Annotated in this window: 13 protein-coding genes and 1 pseudogene; 2 read left to right on the forward strand and 12 right to left on the reverse strand. The window is 65.1% G+C overall.

Translation table 11 applies throughout. The annotated features are described in order from the left end of the window. Positions 1-656: 656 nt before the first annotated feature. From ACODRZ_RS18030 to ACODRZ_RS18050, 5 genes and pseudogenes are all read right to left on the reverse strand, one after another. Positions 657-1,652, reverse strand: coding sequence for a ParB/RepB/Spo0J family partition protein (locus ACODRZ_RS18030; RefSeq protein WP_488986221.1), 996 nt, complete (start codon positions 1,650-1,652; stop codon positions 657-659). A gap of 152 nt (positions 1,653-1,804) precedes the next feature. Then, positions 1,805-3,040 carry an autotransporter outer membrane beta-barrel domain-containing protein gene (locus tag ACODRZ_RS18035; protein ID WP_488971951.1) on the reverse strand — a complete coding sequence of 412 codons (1,236 nt, stop codon included), beginning with the start codon at positions 3,038-3,040 and terminating at the stop codon, positions 1,805-1,807. A 281-nt stretch (positions 3,041-3,321) separates the two neighbouring features. Further along, positions 3,322-3,567: pseudogene (locus ACODRZ_RS18040) on the reverse strand (2OG-Fe(II) oxygenase); the annotation flags it as partial. 12 nt (positions 3,568-3,579) lie between these two features. Continuing rightward, positions 3,580-3,765: a hypothetical protein gene (locus ACODRZ_RS18045; protein ID WP_488986222.1), complete on the reverse strand. Its 186-nt coding sequence runs from the start codon at positions 3,763-3,765 to the stop codon at positions 3,580-3,582. 173 nt (positions 3,766-3,938) lie between these two features. Next, positions 3,939-5,645, reverse strand: a complete 1,707-nt coding sequence (locus tag ACODRZ_RS18050; protein ID WP_488971949.1) for a ShlB/FhaC/HecB family hemolysin secretion/activation protein — start codon at positions 5,643-5,645, stop codon at positions 3,939-3,941. A 471-nt stretch (positions 5,646-6,116) separates the two neighbouring features. Between ACODRZ_RS18050 and ACODRZ_RS18055 the strand changes: the two genes are divergently transcribed. Next, entirely contained in the window at positions 6,117-8,396 is a 2,280-nt protein-coding gene (locus ACODRZ_RS18055) for a putative bifunctional diguanylate cyclase/phosphodiesterase (protein ID WP_488971948.1), read from the forward strand. A gap of 99 nt (positions 8,397-8,495) precedes the next feature. On the opposite strand, the gene ACODRZ_RS18060 is transcribed toward ACODRZ_RS18055, so the two are convergent. Next, entirely contained in the window at positions 8,496-9,332 is an 837-nt protein-coding gene (locus ACODRZ_RS18060) for a TorF family putative porin (protein ID WP_488971947.1), read from the reverse strand. Positions 9,333-9,447: 115 nt separating this feature from the next. Next, positions 9,448-9,825: a hypothetical protein gene (locus ACODRZ_RS18065; protein ID WP_488971946.1), complete on the reverse strand. Its 378-nt coding sequence runs from the start codon at positions 9,823-9,825 to the stop codon at positions 9,448-9,450. Positions 9,826-10,024: 199 nt separating this feature from the next. Here ACODRZ_RS18065 and ACODRZ_RS18070 point away from each other — a divergent pair, with 199 nt between their 5' ends. Continuing rightward, the gene (locus tag ACODRZ_RS18070) at positions 10,025-11,953 is read left to right on the forward strand and encodes a potassium transporter Kup (protein WP_488971945.1); all 1,929 of its coding nucleotides are present in this window, start codon (positions 10,025-10,027) and stop codon (positions 11,951-11,953) included. A gap of 47 nt (positions 11,954-12,000) precedes the next feature. Here the strand turns inward: ACODRZ_RS18070 and ACODRZ_RS18075 are convergent, their stop codons facing one another. From ACODRZ_RS18075 to kdpA, 5 genes are all read right to left on the reverse strand, one after another. Continuing rightward, positions 12,001-12,696: a response regulator gene (locus tag ACODRZ_RS18075; protein ID WP_488971944.1), complete on the reverse strand. Its 696-nt coding sequence runs from the start codon at positions 12,694-12,696 to the stop codon at positions 12,001-12,003. Next, positions 12,693-15,404, reverse strand: coding sequence for a DUF4118 domain-containing protein (locus ACODRZ_RS18080; RefSeq protein ID WP_488971943.1), 2,712 nt, complete (start codon positions 15,402-15,404; stop codon positions 12,693-12,695). The genes ACODRZ_RS18075 and ACODRZ_RS18080 overlap by 4 nt, the downstream gene beginning before the upstream one ends. Then, positions 15,401-15,991, reverse strand: a complete 591-nt coding sequence (gene kdpC, locus ACODRZ_RS18085; RefSeq protein ID WP_488971942.1) for a potassium-transporting ATPase subunit KdpC — start codon at positions 15,989-15,991, stop codon at positions 15,401-15,403. Before kdpC ends, ACODRZ_RS18080 begins: the two co-directional genes overlap by 4 nt. Positions 15,992-16,119: 128 nt before the next feature. Beyond that, positions 16,120-18,156, reverse strand: a complete 2,037-nt coding sequence (gene kdpB, locus ACODRZ_RS18090; protein ID WP_488971941.1) for a potassium-transporting ATPase subunit KdpB — start codon at positions 18,154-18,156, stop codon at positions 16,120-16,122. A 10-nt stretch (positions 18,157-18,166) separates the two neighbouring features. Continuing rightward, a complete protein-coding gene (gene kdpA, locus ACODRZ_RS18095) occupies positions 18,167-19,882 on the reverse strand; it encodes a potassium-transporting ATPase subunit KdpA (RefSeq protein WP_488971940.1) in 1,716 nt (571 codons plus the stop codon). Positions 19,883-19,891: the final 9 nt, after the last annotated feature.

Below are 19,891 nucleotides of genomic sequence, written 5' to 3' on the forward strand. Positions count from 1 at the left end.
CACCAGGGCCAGTCGGACCACCAGGGCCAGTCGGACCACCAGGGCCAGTCGGACCACCAGGGCCAGTCGGACCGCCAGGGCCAGTCGGACCGCCAGGGCCAGTCGGACCACCAGGGCCAGTCGGACCGCCAGGGCCAGTCGGACCAGACGGATCACTCGGACCGGTAGGTCCGCTAGGGCCGGAAGGCGTACCACCGCCGCCGGCACCGACGCGGAACCCGACGCCATCGGCGCAGGCTCCGAGCAGAAGAAGGGGAATGGCGCTGGCACACAGCAATATGTGCCTAGTCGATTTGCGCGTCGATGTGCGCTGCTTGCTACGCGGCATCCTGTTGTCCTCCATAAAATGCCCAGTCCGAAAAGGCTAAGGCACTGTCGGGAAAGACATCGCGTCCAGAAGAAGCCGCCCCGGCACGAGGAGGGAAGCAGTAGCCAGCAAATCATTCGGGGCGTTTCGCAAACCATACGGGATGGCGCGGAAAACGACCTGCAAGGTCCGCACCAACGCTTCAGCCAGTGCCCGGATCTGGAAAGAACCCAGGAAAAGCAAAGGCCCGCGTGCAAAACCTCGTCTGCGCGCGGGCCGAAAGAAGCAACCGGAATGAAGGTTATTTATATCCGCATCTGCCTCAGCGCAGATGCGATGCCGCCATAATTCAATCCGCGGCGGCGTCGACCTCAAGAGCGATTCGCGCGCGGCTATCCAGAACGGCCTCGCGAACAACCGCAAGCAGTTGCTCGAGATCGGTTTCGGCCGTCAGCGTCAGCTCCACCGAAAGCCCTTCCCTGACGGAACGGACGCGCCCGACCCGTGCGTCGCCCATCAGCAAAACGGTCTCGTTGCCCTGCGAAGCCCCACCCTCTCCAGCTGCATGCTTCAGGCGGGACAGCACCGTAGCGGCGGTGATCATTTTCTCGCCTGCTGCAGCGAAACGCTGTTGCTCCTGACCGATGACCCGAGCGGCGACCAGTACACGCTCGCGCTGCTCGCCACGACGCAGCAGTGGGGTGAGCACTTCGGAATGACGCACGCGCAGCTCCTCGCGCGTGGCGAAGGCATCGACCACCTCGTCTGGCATCTGCGCCAGAGACAGCAGGCGGCTGAGCTGGCTGTTGGAGAGATTCAGCGCCTCCGCCATGCGCGACTGGACACCGCCGTAGAAGCGATCGACAGCACTTTGATAACTGCGCGCACGATCGAGTTCGGTGATGTCCTGCCGCTCGCGATTCTCGATGTCAGCAAGGCGGAAGGCCTCCTCGTCGCTCAGGTCGACGATCATCGCATTGAGGCGGATTTCCGGACGGCCGTTGTGATTCAGCCAGTCTACGCAGAACCGGCGCCGACTGCCGACCAGCAGTTCGTAAGGACAGTCCGAGCCCGGAGCGTTATGACGTACCAGTACCGGAATGCGGTTCCCGTCCTCCTGCGCGATCGATTCTATGAGCGATCGGCAACTCTCTGCGGAGAGACCGGGCACATCACGCGGGTTTCCGTCCCATACAGAACAGTCGGATGGACGGATCGAAATCGCCGTCCGCCCTCTGGAGCCCCCCTGCGCCACACCGGCCAGCCGCTGGTCGAGGCGCGCAATCTCTTCGCTCTCGAAACGCAGCGCTTCCGCCGGCTCCGGTTCATAGGACAGCGTGGCCAATATATCGCGAACAAAGCTCCCCACAGTGCGTCCCCTTCTCTGCCATGATCCGTCTGGACCGAACCCGGGCCGAACATAGCGAAAGGAATGGCTCCGCCGCCCAGCGAACTAGGTTCGGATCGGCTCTATTTCCTTGCGAAAAGAGCGTAGTTTCAAAAACGATGACTGGCCGTAACCGCGAAGCCGTGAATGCGCCGGTCATTGGCGAATTCACCGGAATAGGACAGGCGCAGCGCCGTCCGCTCGCTATGCACCGCGCTGATTCCGGCGCCGATGATCGCACCATCGCGATCGTAGCGGGTGGAAGGCAGCGTGAAGATCGGCGTACCGCCCTGCAGGAAGATCGCCTCGATCCGGCTCTCCGGACGCGACCGCAGTTCGCGTTGCCATTGCGCCTCGACACTGGGCCGCAAGGTCCACGCCCCCTGGCGTAGCGACGCGGACGCGCGCAGGCCCAGGCTGCTGCGCACCGATTCCGTCTTGAATTTGGCCACGGCCAGCGCTGCCGCCCCGCCACTTTCGACGAACCCGCCGAGATCGGCATAACGGTAATGAAGCCCGGCGAAAGGTTGCGCCCGAAGGACGCCGAGCTTGACGATACCACCAGCTTCTACCGAAGCCGCGGCGTTATCACCATTCGGCCCGGACTGCAGCCGGTCATTGAAACCCGTGAAACTGACCTGCCGCTTCAGCTGATACCAGCTGCGCGTATATCCCGCCGTGGCATCCACGTAATAGCGCCCATTGGTATAACTGGCGTAAGGCGTGACGCCGGCGTTGAACAGCGTGCTGCGCGGCCGCTGACTGCGATCCAGGTTCGCGTCGATGCCATCGATGCCGATCGACGTTCCCAGGATCAGGCCCGGCACCGGCGAAATATCGAAGCCCGCCCGGATCGAGCGACTGTCGAAGTTGGCGCGGGGCCGATCCGGCCTTGCGTGATAGTCCCCTTGCTTGAGCCCATAGCTCACCATCACATTGATCGTTCGGTCACCGCTTGCCGGTACGCCCGGCGATGCATCCAGCGCCAGTTCACGGCGCTGTGCCAGATAGCCGCGAATCTCACGGTCGGTCGCGTCCATAGACTGGATCGAAAGCCGTGGCATTAAACGATAGGGCGCTGCTCCAAGCTGCCCAAGTGCCCCGGCCCGCGCGGCGGCGTCGGGCAATGCATCGATCGCATTGAGAATGTCCGCGTAACCGCTCGCCGCCGAAGGCGCGACCGCATCGAGCGCCCGGCCCACGGCCACCTGGCCAGGCGTGGCGCCGTCGGCCTCGTAAGTCTGCGCGACAGCAGGAGCGGAATACGTGCCGATCACGACGACACAGGCTACGAGGCCGGTTGCAAGGCGCTTCGTCCATTCGGGGTTGGGATGCCGCAAGTTCATTTCCTCCGCCTTTGCCGCAAGACCCTGACTGCCTTGCGCTTTCCACATGATTTTAGGTTGGTGGGGTATCATGGCCAGCCGAACTGCCTTCGCTGCGGGGCCATCCCAAAGTGCGCCCTGACATCGCCTGTCCCACATTCTGCACCGGACTTTGCGGGGTATTTACGGCATCGCCCATACCATCCGACTTCCGGCTTCCTGCCCGAAGGTCTTTTTACGAGGCTTTGCCGCAGCCAGTCGGGAAAGGGACCAAATCGGCGCCAGTCGTGCCGCCCGGTCCATCAACGCCAGTTCGGGCCTTCGACCCAGGTTACAAGGCTCCGGCGGAGCCCTTCAGTCACGGGCAGAACCCGGTGCTGCAGGAAGGAGGGGAAGATCAGGACGCTCCCCCGGCCCGCGAATGTGTCGCCGGGGCTCTGTATGCCGAAGAATTCGAACTCGCCGCCCTTGTATTCGTCCGGCGCCGACAGCTGTACCACCACCGACAGCTTGCGCGCGTAAGGACGCGGCGATTCCAACCAGACATCCTGATGCCAGTCTTAGTGCCCGTTGTTGGTAGCGCGATACTCGGTGAATTGGATTTCGTAAGGCGCGTCTATGTCGGCACCGAAATTGGTGCGGTTGGACGAGCGCACGAAATTCATGAGCCGCGCCACGATGTCACGCTCTTGCACGACATCCAGCCATCGGATCGTCGAACTGCGATAGCCCAGGTCACTCCGCAAGGTGTCGGAAAATCCAATTGTTGCGTTGGCCTCGGAATACTTTCTCGCGCGCGACAGGATTTTGTCGCACTCGGCAGGCGACAATGCGCCCGGCCAAGCCTCCCAAACATTCTGCATGAAGCACCCTATCTTCCGATTGTTCGCAATTTTTGCGTATACGCAAAGCCGGGAAATCAGAGCGTGCGCGAGACGCTGAAGAAGAACCGCGCCTTGTTGCTCATCCCGTCGAACGGCTTCTTGACGGGGACTGCGATTTGCCCGGTCGCCGTCCAACCCTTGAGGGGCGTGACTCGCACCCCCCCACCTGCAGACGCAAGCGAGTAGTCCTGACCAGCCAGCCCATAGGCCGCACGTGCCCGCGTGTGCGCGAGGGCACCATCGGCATATACGAAAATTGTTAGCGCTCTCACGCTCGACTTGCCGCCCAACACGCGCCACGACAGTTCGGCGCCTCCCGACAGGGCCTTGTCGGCAGTCAGGAACCCGTCACGATAGGCAAGGCCCGCTCCTTCGCCGCCCAGGACGACACGTTCGGTCGTCGGCAGGCGATCGGGACTGTATTGCCCTCGCAGGCTGACCTTGGCGGCCAGTCTGGGATCGAGTTCCTTCACGAAAGTCGCCTGAAGGTTCGCCTTGCGAAACGCCGCCCGCGAATACCCTTCGATCGGCTGCGCCCCCAGTCCGCCGAGACCGTGACTGAGAGAAATCGAGACCCCGTAGCCGCTCGTCGCCCTGATCGCCGACCAGCTTGCACCGAGACGCGCGGCACGAGTGCGAAAACCGCCGAAGGCCGTGTCCAAGTAATAGTTGTCGCTGTTCGTCCCATCCAGCGAAGCCGTAAGCGTCAGGTTGCGCCGATAGCTGCGGATCAGTGGATGACTGACGACGATGCCCAGCTGCTTGGCCTCTCCCAATATGTCGAGGTCACGTGTCCGGGTGCGCACGTAAGCCCCGGTCAGGCCCACTGTCGTGCCGCTCGATCCGATCGGGGTCTGGTGGCTTGCCGAATAGAATTGGTAGCGGTGTGGCTGAAGGGGAACGTAGCCCGACAAGCGCGTGCTATCCCCTTCCCGGAGCAGCCCGTTGAATGCCACCCCGACCTGCGCCTGGGCACCGGTGGTCACGTTGAAGACGCCACGGTTGTTGAGATTGACGGTAATCTCGACCTGCTTGCGATGCACATCCAGATCCAGCGCGAGTTCGCCCGGCGTCGCCGTACCGCGCAGTTTGGCCTGCACAGTCTGGCCGGGAATATCCCGCAACAGGGACAGCGTGCGCTCGATCGTGGACTTGTGCGTCGGCGTGTCCCGCATGAGGCGCTTTATATGGGCATCGATGAGCCGCTTCGGCGTGCTGCTGGTTTCGCCCGCCAGGGCATATTGCACGATGCGCCCTTCAAGCACGCGCACCGTGAGCACGCCATCGGCCGCCGACTGCGCGGGAACGCTCACCGCATAGAACGCTATGTCGCTGGTCGCGTAAGCGGCACTGACCGCGTTCGCCAGTTTCTGCAGCGTACCCCGATCAAGCGGGCCGCCGATGAAGGGGCCAGTCGCCGCGTCGAGTATCCTGCGATCGAGAGTAGCTCCGACGTAGCGGACCTCCTTCAACGCGACGGAGGGAGCGGCAGTGTCCACGCTCACGGCTGCGGAGGGTAGTTCCGCCGGCAGCGCGGCGCGCGGGATCGCGGGGTCCTGTCGGTCCAGCCTGTCGCGGTCGATGGTCGGGGACTGGTTGAGTACCGTCGAACCCTGCGCCAGGGCAGACGGAGCCGCGAGTGTCAGGGCCGCACCGACGACAAGCAGCGCACCCCGGATTGCTCCGGAGCATCGGGACCTGCGCGTCGCGCCGCCGCGCGCGTTCTCGGGAATTGCCCTCATGATCCTCGGTTGCCTGATTTAGCTTGCTGCACGGAGCAAGTTGCCGCGCAAGCAGGTTACGAAGCCATCCCGATCGTTCACGTCCAATCGCAGCCGCTCCGAGGGTATCGGCCACGCAAGGCGAGTTGGCGGGCAACCGTCGCTCGGCGGGATGCCGCCCGCCATCTGCGCAATGCGGGCCGGACACCGGGAAAACTGGCCCGATTGTTACGCAAACGATGCAGGCGAGAGCATGAAGAAGTATTACGAGGCCATCAAAACGGTAGCGTCGGATCGGTTGCAATACAGGACCCGAATGCCCGCCGCGTCAGGTTACGAAGACTGAAAAACCGCCGATCATCCCTCCGCAGCCCTTTGAGACCCATACCCGCAGTACATGCGATTTCATCATGCCCACAGACATTTACGGACCGCTAACTTTTACAGCCTTATCGCCTGGAAGGGAAGAGAGAGAGGCCTGACGCAAGCAAGATGCTGCCCAAGGATTCACCCCTGATGATTACGGCAAGCTTGTCGTCCCCCCTCGTCGAAGGATCGGCCTGGTCTGCACCCCCACGCCGTTCGACAGGCTCGGCACCGATCATCCGGCACGCGACCGTCCATGTTTTCGCAGCGGCAGCCACGGCTATTCTGCTATCAGGAAAAGTCGCGCCGACAACCATCATCGCATGGCTGGCCACGATCGCGCTGACTCAGTTCTACTGCTGCCGCACGGAGCAGAGCACGCATGATCGAACACCTCCAAGCTTACTGCCGCTGTACGTCGGTGCTGCGCTGTCGGCTTTGGCTTGGGCATTTCCCTTGTGGGCGTTCGGCTCCCAGGTCGGCGCGGAAACGGCGATACGATTGTGGGCCGTACTCGCCCTCCTGATGGCCGGATCGGTCTTTCGTGCGAGCGGCATGCCGGGAACTGCCCTCGTCTTCTCCGTCCTTCTGGGCATCTCCGGCGGGGGCTGGTTCCTGTTCGCGGCCGATCCGGGCATGGCGACGAATGCACTGCTGTTTGTCGCGATCACGTCCGCCGCGATCGTCGAGCGAAAGCGCTCATCCGGATCCGCCAGAGAGGGCGATGCGCCAACGATGCCCGATACCGGCACGGCCTTGGAATCGCCGTGCGAGTTGGGGCCGAGTGCCGCGCACTGGCACTGGCAAACCGATGCAGCGCTGCATCTGCATCGGGTATCCGCCCCCTTCGCTCTCGCTGCCGGCCGCCGATCTTCCCAAATCGAGGGCGTCTCGCTCCGTCGGCTGATCGGGGGAACAAGTTCCGGAGACGCACCCTGCGAACTCACCGAGCGCATGAAACGCCGTGAGGACCTTTGCAATTTCGCGGTTCGGGTGGTCGTCGACGGCCAGGCACGATGGTGGGAACTGTCAGGCCGACCGTACCATCGCGAGGACAGCTTCGTCGGCTATCGCGGCACCGGGCGCGACGTAACCGAAAGTCGCGAAAGCCTCGAACGGATGACCCGGATGGCGCACTACGACGCGCTCACGGGGTTACCCAATCGAGCCAGGCTCACCGAGGTGCTGGTATCGGCGCTCAATCGCGCCGCGCAAGAGCCGCGCAACACCTGCGCGTTCCTGATGATCGATGTCGATCGCTTCAAGGCCGTGAACGACACGCTCGGCCACGATGTTGGAGACGCCTTGCTCGTGCGCATCGCCGAAAGGCTGCGGGAGCAGATCGCGGACACCGATCTGTGCGGCCGCTTCAGCGGCAATGCCTTCGCGGTGATAATTCCCGGGGCATCCGACCTCGACCGAGTGAGGCTCCTCGTTCGACGGATCACGGACCGCCTCATCCAGCCTTACGAGATCAATCAGCATACGGTGTTCGTGGGGGCGTCGATCGGCTGGTCGATCGGCCCCCAGGACGGCTCCACCGCCGAGACGATCATGCGCAATGCCGGTCTCGCCCTTTACCGCGCCAAGGAGGCCCGCGACAATTCCCACTGCCGCTACGAACGCGGCTTGCATGCGCAGGCGGAGGAACGTCGCAAGCTGGAGATCGCTCTGAGACGCGCCATGAAGCGCGGCGAACTTCACCTCGCCTTCCAGCCGGTCGTCGATGCAAGGTCTGAAGCGATCGTCGGCTTCGAAGCCCTGCTGCGCTGGCAGAGTACCGAGCATGGCGCCGTCAGTCCGGAAAGGTTCATCCCCCTGGCGGAGGAGACGCGCCTCATCGTGCCGATCGGCGAGTGGGTGCTGCACGAAGCCTGCAAGGAGGCGGCGAACTGGCGCGGCGACGTGCGCATCGCCGTCAACGTATCGGGAGAACAATTGCTGGATGCAAACTTCGTCGCCAGTGTCGGCAGTGCCCTGGCAGCGAGCGGCCTTGCCGCAGAACGCCTCGAGATCGAGGTCACCGAAAGCATCTTCCTGAGCGATGCCACACGAGCCTGTGCGGCGCTGGAACACGTCATGTCGCTTGGCTGTACCGTGGCGCTCGACGACTTCGGAACCGGCTATTCGTCGCTCGGCTACCTGCGCAGGATACGGTTTTCGGCCATCAAACTGGACCGATCATTCGTTCAGGGTGCGGCGGGCGGAAGCAGGGAATGCCTCGCTATCCTGCAGGCGGTGGTCACCATGGCCGACAGTCTCGGCATGGCCACTACTGCCGAAGGGGTGGAAACCCGGAAGGAGGTCGACTTCGTGCGCACTCTCGGCTGCCGGAAGATCCAGGGATATTACTTCGGCAAGCCTCGGGACGCACACGCAGCGCGGGCCTTGTTCGAAATGACATGAAGGGCGCACGATACAATTTGCGGGCGCCACGGCGCGAGGCCGGGAAGGGCTCGGCCGCCCGGGACGGCCGCACCCTTCACCGGGGTCATGATGCAGGTGTCAGAATGCTGCCGTCAGCGACGCGATGGCGGCGGCACCGGCGATGGAGCCCCGCCCGTCCTCCCCTTTGCTGAAGTTGGGCTGCAGGCGTGCGGCCTCGGACGCGGCGATGTCGGTATCGACATAGGAAATGTTGAAAGTGACATTGCGCCAGGTCGCATCGAGGCCGAGCGACCAATCCCAGTACGTACCGGTCGGCGCCACGCTGGTGCCGTTGGGGCCGAGGCCGGGATTGCCGTCCGAATAGCCGAGGTGCGCCTTCGCAGTTATCGGCGTGCCCCCGATGGCAAGGGCACCGTCGCCCCACAGATAGAGATTGTCCTCCTTCTGGCCACGACTGTCCGGAGCGTTGGAGACGTTGGCCAGCGCATACTGTCCGGGCGCATAGGCGACGCCGGCCGTCAGCGTGGCCGGACCCGTCGTACCCGAGAGTTTGACATAGGGTTCGGCAAAGTCGGTATCGTCGGAACCACCAGGGTACATGTACCAGGTCAGGCCGACGTCCAGCGTGGCATTGCCGGCAACTCGCGCCTTGTAGCCGGCGATCAGGTCGAGCTCCATGTTGGAGCCTCCGAAGGTGCCCCAGCCCGCCAGGTTGGACGCCCATGTGCCGACGTAAAGGCCACTCTCGTGGCTTAGGGTGAAGCCGCCTTGCACGGCCATCTCCCTGTCGGACTGCGAGACGCCCCGAAAGCGGTAGTCGGAGGTGACCGTCGCCGACCCGGACAGGGTGAGCGGCGAGGTCGCCGGGTTCGCAGCTTCAACCTGCTGCGCCCGGGCAGCGCCCGGCAGAGCAAGGCCTGCAAGCATGAAGGCGATCTTGGCAATAGTTTTCATTCTGTCCTCTTGAGTGTTCCACCCCTACCGGGCGGAGCGATTCGAGGACGGTCAAGTAGACTGTATCTACGTTTTATATCGAGATCGGAAAAAGCGGAGATGCATAGTAATATCATTATGCCAATCTATTTCCCGAAAACCCATCGGGAGATGCCCCACCCCTGCACGGCAACATGCCCGTGCCCGCAGAAGGGGTATCGCGATACAGTAGTACGTCGAATTGCCTCGCCTCGACAAGGGCGGCGGACCAGCATCCCGGCACCGACACCTGCTTCCACAGGCCAGGCCCCACGACCATTAGCGCATTGCCGATGACGAGCAGCACGACGAAGATCGCGCACAGGCCAAGTTCGGCCGCGCTTGCCGGTGACGGCGGGTGCGCATGCACCCGATCGTAGAGGGCATGCCCTACCATCCATGCCAGCGACAGGATGGCAAGACCGCCGACGCGCAACCCGATCTGTGCCGCCAGAGTTTCATGCCAACGGACCATACGTCACCTCCCTTCAGGAGGCGTCTCAACTACGCATCTCCGCATAGTAATTCGAGAGTGGAACCCGACGCACGGCGTTGAGATTGCATAGGATCGAAAAGGGGGCACTCATGCGGAAAAAGCGCAAATCATATGCCGATCATATGCCTTGGGTACTTTGCCCATATGGAGATCAAACGCGCTTGTGTGGCATGGGCATATGACGAAGCAACCCGAGGGACATGACTTGAGCAGCGATCAGACCGGCCCGGCCGACGGACACGGCGGCGGCCCGCACGGCAAGCTGCCGACGCTTGCGCTGGGAGCACTCGGCGTGGTCTTCGGCGACATCGGCACATCGCCGCTCTACGCGCTCAAGGAGAGCTTCGTCGGACACCATCCGCTGGTCGTGGACCATGCCCATATCTTCGGCGTGCTCTCCTTGATCTTCTGGACGATGACGTTGATCGTGACGGCCAAGTACGTCTTCATCGTCATGCGCGCCGACAACCAGGGCGAGGGCGGCTCGATGGCCCTGCTCGCGCTGATCGGCCGGAGCCTGGGCGAAACGCGCTGGACGCCGGTGATCGCGATGCTGGGCGTGATCGCGACGGCGCTGTTCTACGGCGACGCGATCATCACCCCGGCCATATCGGTGCTTTCAGCGGTGGAGGGCCTCACGGTCGTCGAGACGTCGCTGGGCGAACTGGTACTGCCGATCGCGATCGTGATCCTCCTTGGCCTGTTCCTGATCCAGAAGCACGGGACGGAGCGGGTCGGAACGTTCTTCGGGCCGGTCATGGCGGTCTACTTCGTGGTTCTGGCGGTGCTGGGGGTGACGAACATCGTCGTCCATCCGGAGATCGTCGGCATCCTCAACCCCTGGTGGGCCTGGCACTTCTTCGCGCTCGACCCCAGGCTCGCCTTCCTCGCGCTGGGCTCGGTCGTGCTGGCGGTGACGGGCGCGGAGGCGCTCTATGCCGACATGGGGCACTTCGGGCGCAAGGCCATCAGCATCGCCTGGCTCTACGCCGCCCTGCCGTGTCTCATGCTCAATTACATGGGACAAGGCGCGTTGCTGCTCGACCGTCCCGAGGCGGCGAGCAACCCCTTCTTCCTGCTCGCCCCAGAATGGGCGCGGCTACCGCTGGTGATCCTGGCGACGATGGCCACCGTCATCGCCAGCCAGGCGGTGATCTCGGGCGCGTTCTCGATCACCCGGCAGGCGGTCCAGCTCGGCTTCCTGCCGAGGCTACGCATCCTGCACACGAGCGCGGCGGCGGAAGGGCAGGTCTACGTCCCGATCGTCAACTGGGCGCTGCTGGTCTGTGTCGTTCTGCTGGTTCTTTCATTCCGCTCGTCGAGCAGTCTGGCGGCGGCCTACGGCATCGCGGTGACGGGTACGATGGTGATCACCGCCTGCATGCTGGGCGTCCTCACCTTCAGCGTCTGGCGCTGGCCGCCCATGGTGGCGGGCGCGGTCACCGGGCTGTTCCTGATCATCGACGGCGCCTACTTCCTGTCCAACGCGACGAAGATCCCCGACGGCGGCTGGTTCCCGCTGCTGGTCGCCGCGATCGTCTTCGTGATGCTCACCACCTGGTCGAGCGGGCGCAGGATCATGCGCCATTATCTCGCCGTCGGCGCCATCGACCTCGACCTGTTCATCAAGTCCACTGCCGGATCGGTGCGCCGCGTCGCGGGAACGGCGGTGTTCCTTTCCTCGACCAGCGAGGGGGTGCCACCCGCCCTGCTCCACAACGTCAAGCACAACAAGGTGCTGCACGAGCGCATCGTCATCCTCACCGTGGTAACCGAGGCGGTCCCGCTGATGCCGGAGGATGGCCGCATCACCATCACCGATCACGGCGCGAACTTCTATCGCATGCGCCTGCGCCACGGCTTCCTGGAAGACGTCGACATTCCCGCCTCGCTCAAGACGGTCACCACCTGCGGCGCACCGTTCGGATCGATGGACACCAGCTACTTCCTCAGCCGACAGACGCTGATCGCGTCGGACAAGCCGGGAATGGCGATCTGGCGCGAGAAGCTGTTCGCATGGATGATCCGCAATGCGGCCACGCCCATGGAATTCTTCAACCTGCCCACCAACCGGGTCGTGGAACTCGGCTCGCAAGTGGAAATCTGACGACCCCTCGTTCGTCATTGCGAGCGTGGTTCGGGGCCACAGCCTCCTTACTCCGGCGATACGTGCAGACGATAGCCCACCCCGATCTCGTTGCCGATGATCCGGGGGCGCTGCGGATCGTCCTCCAGTTTCTGCCGCAAGGTCCGCACCAGCACGCGCAGATATTCGACGTGGCGCTCGTTCTCGGATGGCCAGACCTGCATCATGATCTGGTGGTGCGTGATGACGCGCCCCGGATGCTGCGCCAGTTGCGCGACCACGGCATATTCCTTGGGCGTGAGGTGGACCTCCCTGCCCGCCTTGGTGATGCGCCGTTCCATCAGGTCGATCGACACGTCACCCGCAATCACAGCCGAAACGCCCCCGCCCCGCGCCATCCGATGCCGAAGCGCCACGCGCAGGCGCGCCAGCAGTTCATCGGTGTCGAAGGGCTTGGTGAGGTAGTCGTCCGCGCCGAGGTCCAGTGCCGCGACCTTCTCGTCCGTGGCGTCGCGCGCGGAGACGATGATCAGCGTCGCATCCGTCTCCTTCTTGATCAGCGGCACCAGTTCCAGCCCGTCGCGGTCGGGCAGGCCGAGGTCCAACAGCACGAGGTCTGGGCGCTCCTCGCGCAGCCGCTCCATCGTCTCTCGCGCGTTGCCCGCCTCGACCGTCGCATAGTCCGCACGGCCGAGCGCCGTCTGGATCAGGCGGCGGATATGCGGCTCGTCATCGACGATGAGCACCTTGTGGCGGGTCTTCATGGCATGTCCTCATTGGCGAGGTGCCGGATGATAAGCGCCTCGGGAATACGGATGGTAAAGCAGGCGCCCAGCGGCTCCCCGGCGTTGGCGGCCTCGACCGACAGCCCCATGGCCTCGGCGAAACCCTTGACGATCGCAAGGCCGAGCCCGGTACCGTGGCGCACGCGGTCGGAACCTTCAAGGCGTGTGAACGTCTCGAACACGCGCTTTTCCTGACCCGGCGCAATGCCCGGCCCCTGGTCGATCACTGACAATCGCAGAGCCTCGGGAGAGCGGCGGCAACGCACCAGGATCGGCGTCCCGGGTTCGCCATAGCGCCCGGCGTTGTCGAGCAGATTGATGAGGCAGTGGTGCAGCAGTACAGGATCGAGCCGCACCAGCGGGGTGTCGGGCGCGATGTCGAGGTCGATCTGCCGCCCTTGCAGCGCACCCCGCGTATCATGAACCGCACTCGCCACCGCATCGAACAGGTCGGTCGCTTCCGGCTTCATCGGCAGCGCCCCCGCCTCGACCCGCGCCATGTCGAGCAGGTTGGCGACGAAGCGGTTCAGCCGCTGCGCCTCGGCATCGATGGTTTCGGCCAGTTCGGGCGAAGGGTGCTTCTTCAGCTCCTGCGCCGCCGAGAGGATCGTGGTGAGGGGCGTGCGCAAGTCGTGGCTGACGGAGGACAGCAGCGCCGCGCGTAGCCGGTCGCGCTCGCCCACGGCCTGCGCCTTGAGGTTCTCCTCCTCCAGCGCCATCCGGTCAAAAGCGATCGAGGCCTGGTCGATAAGGCTCATCAACAGCGGAACGCCGTCGGAGCGCACCGGATCGCCCGCATCCTCTCGTGCGATGCCGAGGACGGCCATAACGCCCCGCCCGGATGCTGCGGAAGCGCGCAGAGGGTGGAACAGCCAGTCGGAGGCGGTGAGCGTCACCGAGCCGCGCCCGGCCGGCTGCTCGTTGTCGAACGCCCATTGCGCGGCGGCGAGTTCGATCTGGTCGAGGCGGTCCTCGGGCGGCCAGGCGGCGGCGAGGTCCGGCCCTCCCAGCGAAGGCAGCAACAACACCGCGCGCACATCGAGCAGGCGCGCGACTTCGGCGCAGATCGCCTGCATCAGCTCGCCCTGCGTCGCAGCCGCCGTCAACTGACGCGAGAAACTGGCCAGCGCTGCGTTCTGCCGCGCGCTGGCGCCCGCGAGATCGGCCTGCGCCCGCACCCCCGCGGCGAACTGGCTGGTCACCACCGCCACGCCGAGCAGGACCAGGATCGAGATTACGTTCTCGGGATTGGCGACGGTCAGCGTGCCCGTCGGCGGCAGGAAGAAGAAGTTGTAGGCCAAGCTGGACGCCAGCCCCGCGAAAAGTCCCGCGCGCAACGAGAAGGAGGCGGCCGCGAACATTACCGGGATAAGATAGAGCAGCGCGATGTTGCCGAGGTCGATCACCTCCACCAGCAGGCGGCCGAGCACAGTCATCACCGCGACCATCAGCAGCGACCACAGGTAATGCGCGGGCGCCCCCCACCGGCCGCCGCCGGGCTTCTCGCGGCTGCGGGCGGCAGGGGGAGGCCCGGAAGCAGGAGCAGCCTCACCGGAGGGCAGGACGTGGACGGCGACTTCGCCGATGGTCCTCACCAGGCGGTCCACCACCGAGCCGTGCCGCGCCTCGAACCACCATGAGCGGCTCGACTTGCCGATCACGATCTGTGTCGCGCGCGCTTCCCGGGCGTAGCCGGCCAGCCCCTCGATCACGCTGGCGGCGGGAATGCTGGCGGTGGAAGCGCCGAGACGCGAGGCGAGCGCCAGCGTGTCGGCCAGTTGCCGGCGCTCGCCATCGGTGAAATGGCGGTCGCGCCGGGTCTCGATGTGAACGGCAGTCCAGGGCGCGCGCAGCGCATCGGCCATGCGCTTACCCGCGCGGACGAGGCCGGCGGCCTGGGGATGCTCGCTGACCGCCACGACGATCCGTTCGCCCACCGCGAAGCTGCCTGCCAGAGCATTGGCGCGCAAGTGTTCCAGCATCTGCGCGTCCACCGCCTGCGCGGCGCGGCGCAGCGCCAGTTCGCGCAGCGCGGTGAGGTTGGACTTGGAAAAGAAGTGCCCGAGCGCGCGCGTCGCCTCGTGCGGGATATAGACCTTGCCGTCCTTCAGGCGCTCGATCAGTTCGTCGGGCGGGATGTCGACGACCTCGATCTCCGCCTGTTCGAGGATCGAGTCCGGCACCGTCTCGCGCACGCGGACACGGGTGAAGGAGGCGACGACGTCGTTCAGGCTCTCGACGTGCTGGATGTTGAGCGTCGAATAGACGTCGATCCCGGCATCAAGCAGTTCCTCCACGTCCTGATAGCGTTTGGGATGGCGGCTCCCGGGGGCATTGGTGTGCGCCAGTTCGTCCACGAGGACCAGTTGGGGATGGCGGGCGAGGATGGCGTCGATGTCCATCTCGCCAAGGCTGTGCCCGGCATGGTCGACCTCGCGGCGGGCGATCACCTCGTGCCCATGGACCAGCGCCTCGGTCTCGCGCCGCCCGTGTGTTTCCACGACACCGACGACCACGTCCGCGCCGCCGTCCCGCCGCTGATGCGCTTCGGTCAGCATCTCCCAGGTCTTGCCGACGCCCGGCGCGGCGCCGAGGAATATCTTGAGACGGCCACGACCCTCCTGCGCGGCGGCACGCAGGAGGGCTTCGGGCGAAGGGCGGCCAGAGTCGTTGACGCGATCGTTCACGGATTGGGCTTAGCGCCAAGTGCATCCAGTCGTCGATTGAGTTCGAACACATTGACCCGGCGTTCCCCGATGAAACCCAGTACAGGCTCCTCGATGCTCCCGCCGACGAGACGCCTCAGCGCCTCGGGTTCGAGATGGCGGACGCGGGCAATGCGGTCCACTTGATACAGGGCGGCCTCTGGCGTGATGTCGGGATCCAGGCCCGATCCCGAGGTGGTCACCATGTCTGAGGGAATCGCCTTGCCGGGCTCAGCCGCCCTCATCTTGCCGACCTGCCCCTCGACACGATCGTGCAGCGCTTGCGAAGTGGGGCCGAGGTTGGAGCCCGAGGAGGCAAGGCCGTCATAGCCATCCCCCGCCGCCGAAGGCCGGGTGTCGAAGTAGCGCTCCGAAGTGAAGGCCTGGCCGACCACGGTGGAGCCGATCACCCTGCCGCTTTCGGTAACGAGGCTACCGTTCGCCTGATGGGGGAAAATCGTTTGACCGATCCCGGTCATCGCCAGAGGGTAGGCCACGCCGAGCAGGGCCGCGAAAAGGCCGGTCATGACGATCGCCGGGCGCAGGGAGGATGTGATGTCGTTGGTCATTGTCTGTCTCCTGTAAGCCTGCGCCCCGCCTCGGGGGCTTCGACAGGCTCAGCCTGAGCGGAATCAGGGAGTTTCTTGTTTCCGGGGACTTCGCTCAGGCTGAGCCTGTCGAAGCCCCGGAACCTGCCTCACGCCAGACCCAGCCCGCCCACGGCAAGGTCGATGAGCTTGATGCCGATGAACGGCGCGATCAGGCCGCCAAGTCCGTAGACCGCGAGGTTGCGCGCGAGCAGCGGACCCGCGCCCATCGGCTTGTAGGTCACACCCCTGAGCGCCAGCGGCACGAGGCAGGGGATGATCAGTGCGTTGAAGATGATCGCGGACAGGATCGCGCTCTGCGGGCTGGACAGCCCCATCACGTTGAGCACGCCAAGGCCCGGATAGAGCGCCACGAACATCGCGGGAATGATCGCGAAGTATTTCGCCACGTCGTTCGCCACCGAGAACGTGGTGAGCGCGCCGCGCGTCATCAGCAGCTGCTTGCCCAGGCCCACTACCTCGATCAGCTTGGTCGGGTCGCTGTCGAGGTCGACCATGTTGCCCGCCTCGCGCGCGGCCTGGGTGCCGGTGTTCATGGCGACGCCGACGTCCGCCTGCGCCAGCGCGGGGGCGTCGTTGGTGCCGTCGCCGCACATGGCGACGAGGCGGCCGCCCTGCTGCTCCTTGCGGATCAGCGCCAGCTTGTCCTCCGGCGTGGCTTCGGCGAGGAAGTCGTCCACCCCCGATTCCGCCGCGATCGAGGCCGCCGTCAGCGGGTTGTCGCCGGTGATCATGACGGTGCGGATGCCCATCGCGCGCAGTTCGCCGAAGCGCTCGCGGATGCCGGCCTTGACGATGTCCTTGAGGAAGATCGCGCCCAGCAGCCTGCCGTCCACGGCGACTGCCAGCGGCGTACCGCCCGCGCGGCCGATCTCGTCGGCGATGCGGCGCAGTTCGGTGGCGGCAGCCGTCGCGCCCGCACCGGGGTTGGCGGCAAGGATCGCCTGCACCGCGCCCTTCTGGATCACGCGCCCGCCGGTGTTGACGCCGGAGATACGGGTTTGCGCGGTGAAGGGGATCACTTCGGCGCCCTCGGGAAGCACGGATGCGGTCTGGCCGAACTTCTCTCGCGCCAGCACCACGATTGAGCGGCCTTCCGGCGTCTCGTCGGCGAGGCTGGCGATCAGCGCGGCTTCAGCGAGTTCGCTCATGCTCACGCCGCCCACCGTGCGGAACTCGCTGGCCTGGCGGTCGCCAACGGTGATGGTACCGGTTTTGTCGAGCAGCAGCACGTCGATGTCGCCCGCCGCCTCCACCGCGCGGCCGGACTTGGCCAGCACGTTGAAACGCACCAGCCGGTCCATGCCCGCGATGCCGATAGCCGAGAGCAGCGCCGCGATCGTCGTCGGGATCAGGGTGATGAGCAGCGCGGCGAGGATCGAGACCGGCACCGAGCCGCCCGCATAGCTGGCAAAGCCGGGGATTGTGGCGACGGCGATCAGGAAGATGATCGTCAGGCCCACCAGCAGCAAGGTCAGCGCGATCTCGTTGGGGGTCTTCTGTCGCTCGGCGCCTTCAACCAGCGCGATCATCCGGTCGAGGAAGCCCTGTCCCGGGTTCACCGTGACGCGCATGCGGATCTCGTCCGAGATGACGCGGGTGCCCGCGGTCACCGCCGAGCGGTCCCCGCCCGCCTCGCGGATGACGGGAGCGCTCTCGCCGGTGATTGCGGCCTCGTTGACCGAGGCGACACCGGCAACGACTTCGCCGTCCGAGGGGATCAGGTCTCCGGTCTGGACGAGGACGACATCGTCCTTCTTCAGCAGGCTGGCGGCGACGGTGTCGAAGCGCGAACCGTCTCCCTTCAACCGCTTGGCGGTGACTTCGGCCTTGGTCGCGCGCAAGCTGGCGGCCTGCGCCTTGCCGCGCCCTTCGGCCAGCGCCTCGGCGAAAGTGCCGAACAGCACCGTCAGCCACAGCCACAGCACGAGCTGGATCTTGAAGCCTGCGTCGAGCCCGTCGTGGCCGACGATCAACAACACGGTCAGCAGCACCGCGACGACAGCGGTGGTGAACATCACCGGATTGCGGATCAGCTCGCGCGGGTCGAGCTTGCGGAAGGCATCGCCGATGGCGGGGACGATCAGGTCCGCCGTGAACAGCGATCTGGTTTCGGATCTGGACATGGGAAAGTCCTCAGAAAAGCTGGCCACGGATCATCGCGAGATGATCGGCGATGGGGCCAAGGGCGAGGCTGGGCAGGAAGGTCAGGCCGCCGACAATCAGCACGATGCCGATCAGCAGCCCCGTCCACAGCAGGCCCGTGGTCGGGAAGCTGCCTGCGGTCTCAGGGGTGTACTTCTTGGCGGCGAGGCTACCCGCGATCGCCAGCATCGGAATGATCACGAAGAACCGGCCGAGCCACATGGCGACGCCCAGCATGCCGTTGTAGAACGGCGTGCCCGCGCTCAGGCCCGCGAAGGCCGAGCCGTTGTTGCCCACCGCGCTGGTGAAGGCATAGAGTATCTCGGAGAACCCGTGCGGCCCCTTGTTGAGCGGCCCGGCAAGGCCGGCAGGCAGCACCGAGGCGATCGCCGTCATGCCCAGAATGATGAGCGGCAGCACCGCGATCGCAAGAACGGCCAGCTTGACCTCACGGCTCTCGATCTTCTTGCCGACGTATTCGGGCGTGCGGCCCACCATCAGGCCCGCCACGAAGACGGCGAGGATGGCGAACAGCAGGAACCCGTAAATGCCCGCGCCGACGCCGCCGATCACGACCTCGCCCAGCTGGATGTTGAACAGCGGGATCATGCCGCCCAGCGCGGTGAAGCTGTCATGCATGGCATTGACCGCACCGCAGCTCGCCGCCGTGGTGACCACGGAGAACAGCGCCGACGCCACCACGCCGAAACGGACTTCCTTGCCCTCCATGTTGCCCTCCATGCCATTGGCGCCGACGCCGAGGTGATGGAGGATCGGGTTGCCGCTCGCTTCCTGCCAGTAGACGACGGCAGTGCCGATCAGGAAGATCGTCATCATCGCCGCAAGGATCGCCCAGCCCTGCCGGGTGTTGCCCACCGCCTTGCCGAAGCACCAGGTCAGGCCGGTGCCGATCACGAAGATCGACAGCATCTGGACGAGATTGGTCATCGCGCTCGGGTTCTCGAACGGATGCGCCGAATTGGCGTTGAAGAAGCCGCCACCATTGGTGCCCAGCATCTTGATCGCCTCCTGCGAGGCGACAGGGCCAAGCGCGAGGGTCTGCTTCACGCCTTCGAGCGTTGCAACGTCGACCGATGCGGCCAGCGTCTGCGGCACGCCGCTGGCGATCAGGTACACGGTATAGACCACGCAGATCGGCAGCAGCAGGTAGAGGGTCACGCGCGTCATGTCGGCCCAGAAGTTGCCGATACCTTCTGCACTGCGACGCGCGAAGCCGCGGAAGAACGCGAAGGCGAGCGCGATGCCGGTCGCGGCGGAGAGGAAGTTGTGGATCGTCAGCCCGAACATCTGCGACAGATTGCTCATTACCGCCTCGCCCACGTACCACTGCCAGTTGGTGTTGGTGGTGAAGCTGACGGCGGTGTTGAACGCCCCGTCCGCGCCGACGCCAGCATAGCCGAGGCCATTGAGCGGCAGCACGCCCTGCAGGCGCAGCACCGCGTAAGTCAGCAGCAGCAGCGCCGCGTTGAAAACCAGCATGTGCACCGCATAGCGATGCCACGGCTGGTCCTCGTCCGGATCGATGCCCGAAAGCCTGTAGAAGCCGCGCTCGACCGGGCCGAGCACGGCATGAAGCGGCGTGCGGCGGCCTTCGTACAGCGCATGGAGCCAGAGCCCCATCGGCTTGGCGAGCGTCAGCAGGATGCCGACGAAGGCTGCGATGAACAGCCATCCCTGAAAGGTCATGTCGGCGCC

The organism is Novosphingobium sp. FG90 (assembly GCF_057808725.1).

What these genes read in the sequence shown, in the direction of transcription:
- ACODRZ_RS18055 (WP_488971948.1), top strand. Translation starts at nt 6,117, where the DNA reads ATGCTGCCCAAGGATTCACCCCTGATGATTACGGCAAGCTTGTCGTCC.
- ACODRZ_RS18050 (WP_488971949.1), bottom strand. Translation starts at nt 5,645, where the DNA reads ATGAGGGCAATTCCCGAGAACGCGCGCGGCGGCGCGACGCGCAGGTCC.
- ACODRZ_RS18075 (WP_488971944.1), bottom strand. Translation starts at nt 12,696, where the DNA reads ATGAAGACCCGCCACAAGGTGCTCATCGTCGATGACGAGCCGCATATC.
- ACODRZ_RS18035 (WP_488971951.1), bottom strand. Translation starts at nt 3,040, where the DNA reads ATGAACTTGCGGCATCCCAACCCCGAATGGACGAAGCGCCTTGCAACC.
- ACODRZ_RS18070 (WP_488971945.1), top strand. Translation starts at nt 10,025, where the DNA reads ATGACGAAGCAACCCGAGGGACATGACTTGAGCAGCGATCAGACCGGC.
- ACODRZ_RS18065 (WP_488971946.1), bottom strand. Translation starts at nt 9,825, where the DNA reads ATGGTCCGTTGGCATGAAACTCTGGCGGCACAGATCGGGTTGCGCGTC.
- kdpA (WP_488971940.1), bottom strand. Translation starts at nt 19,882, where the DNA reads ATGACCTTTCAGGGATGGCTGTTCATCGCAGCCTTCGTCGGCATCCTG.
- kdpB (WP_488971941.1), bottom strand. Translation starts at nt 18,156, where the DNA reads ATGTCCAGATCCGAAACCAGATCGCTGTTCACGGCGGACCTGATCGTC.
- kdpC (WP_488971942.1), bottom strand. Translation starts at nt 15,991, where the DNA reads ATGACCAACGACATCACATCCTCCCTGCGCCCGGCGATCGTCATGACC.
- ACODRZ_RS18060 (WP_488971947.1), bottom strand. Translation starts at nt 9,332, where the DNA reads ATGAAAACTATTGCCAAGATCGCCTTCATGCTTGCAGGCCTTGCTCTG.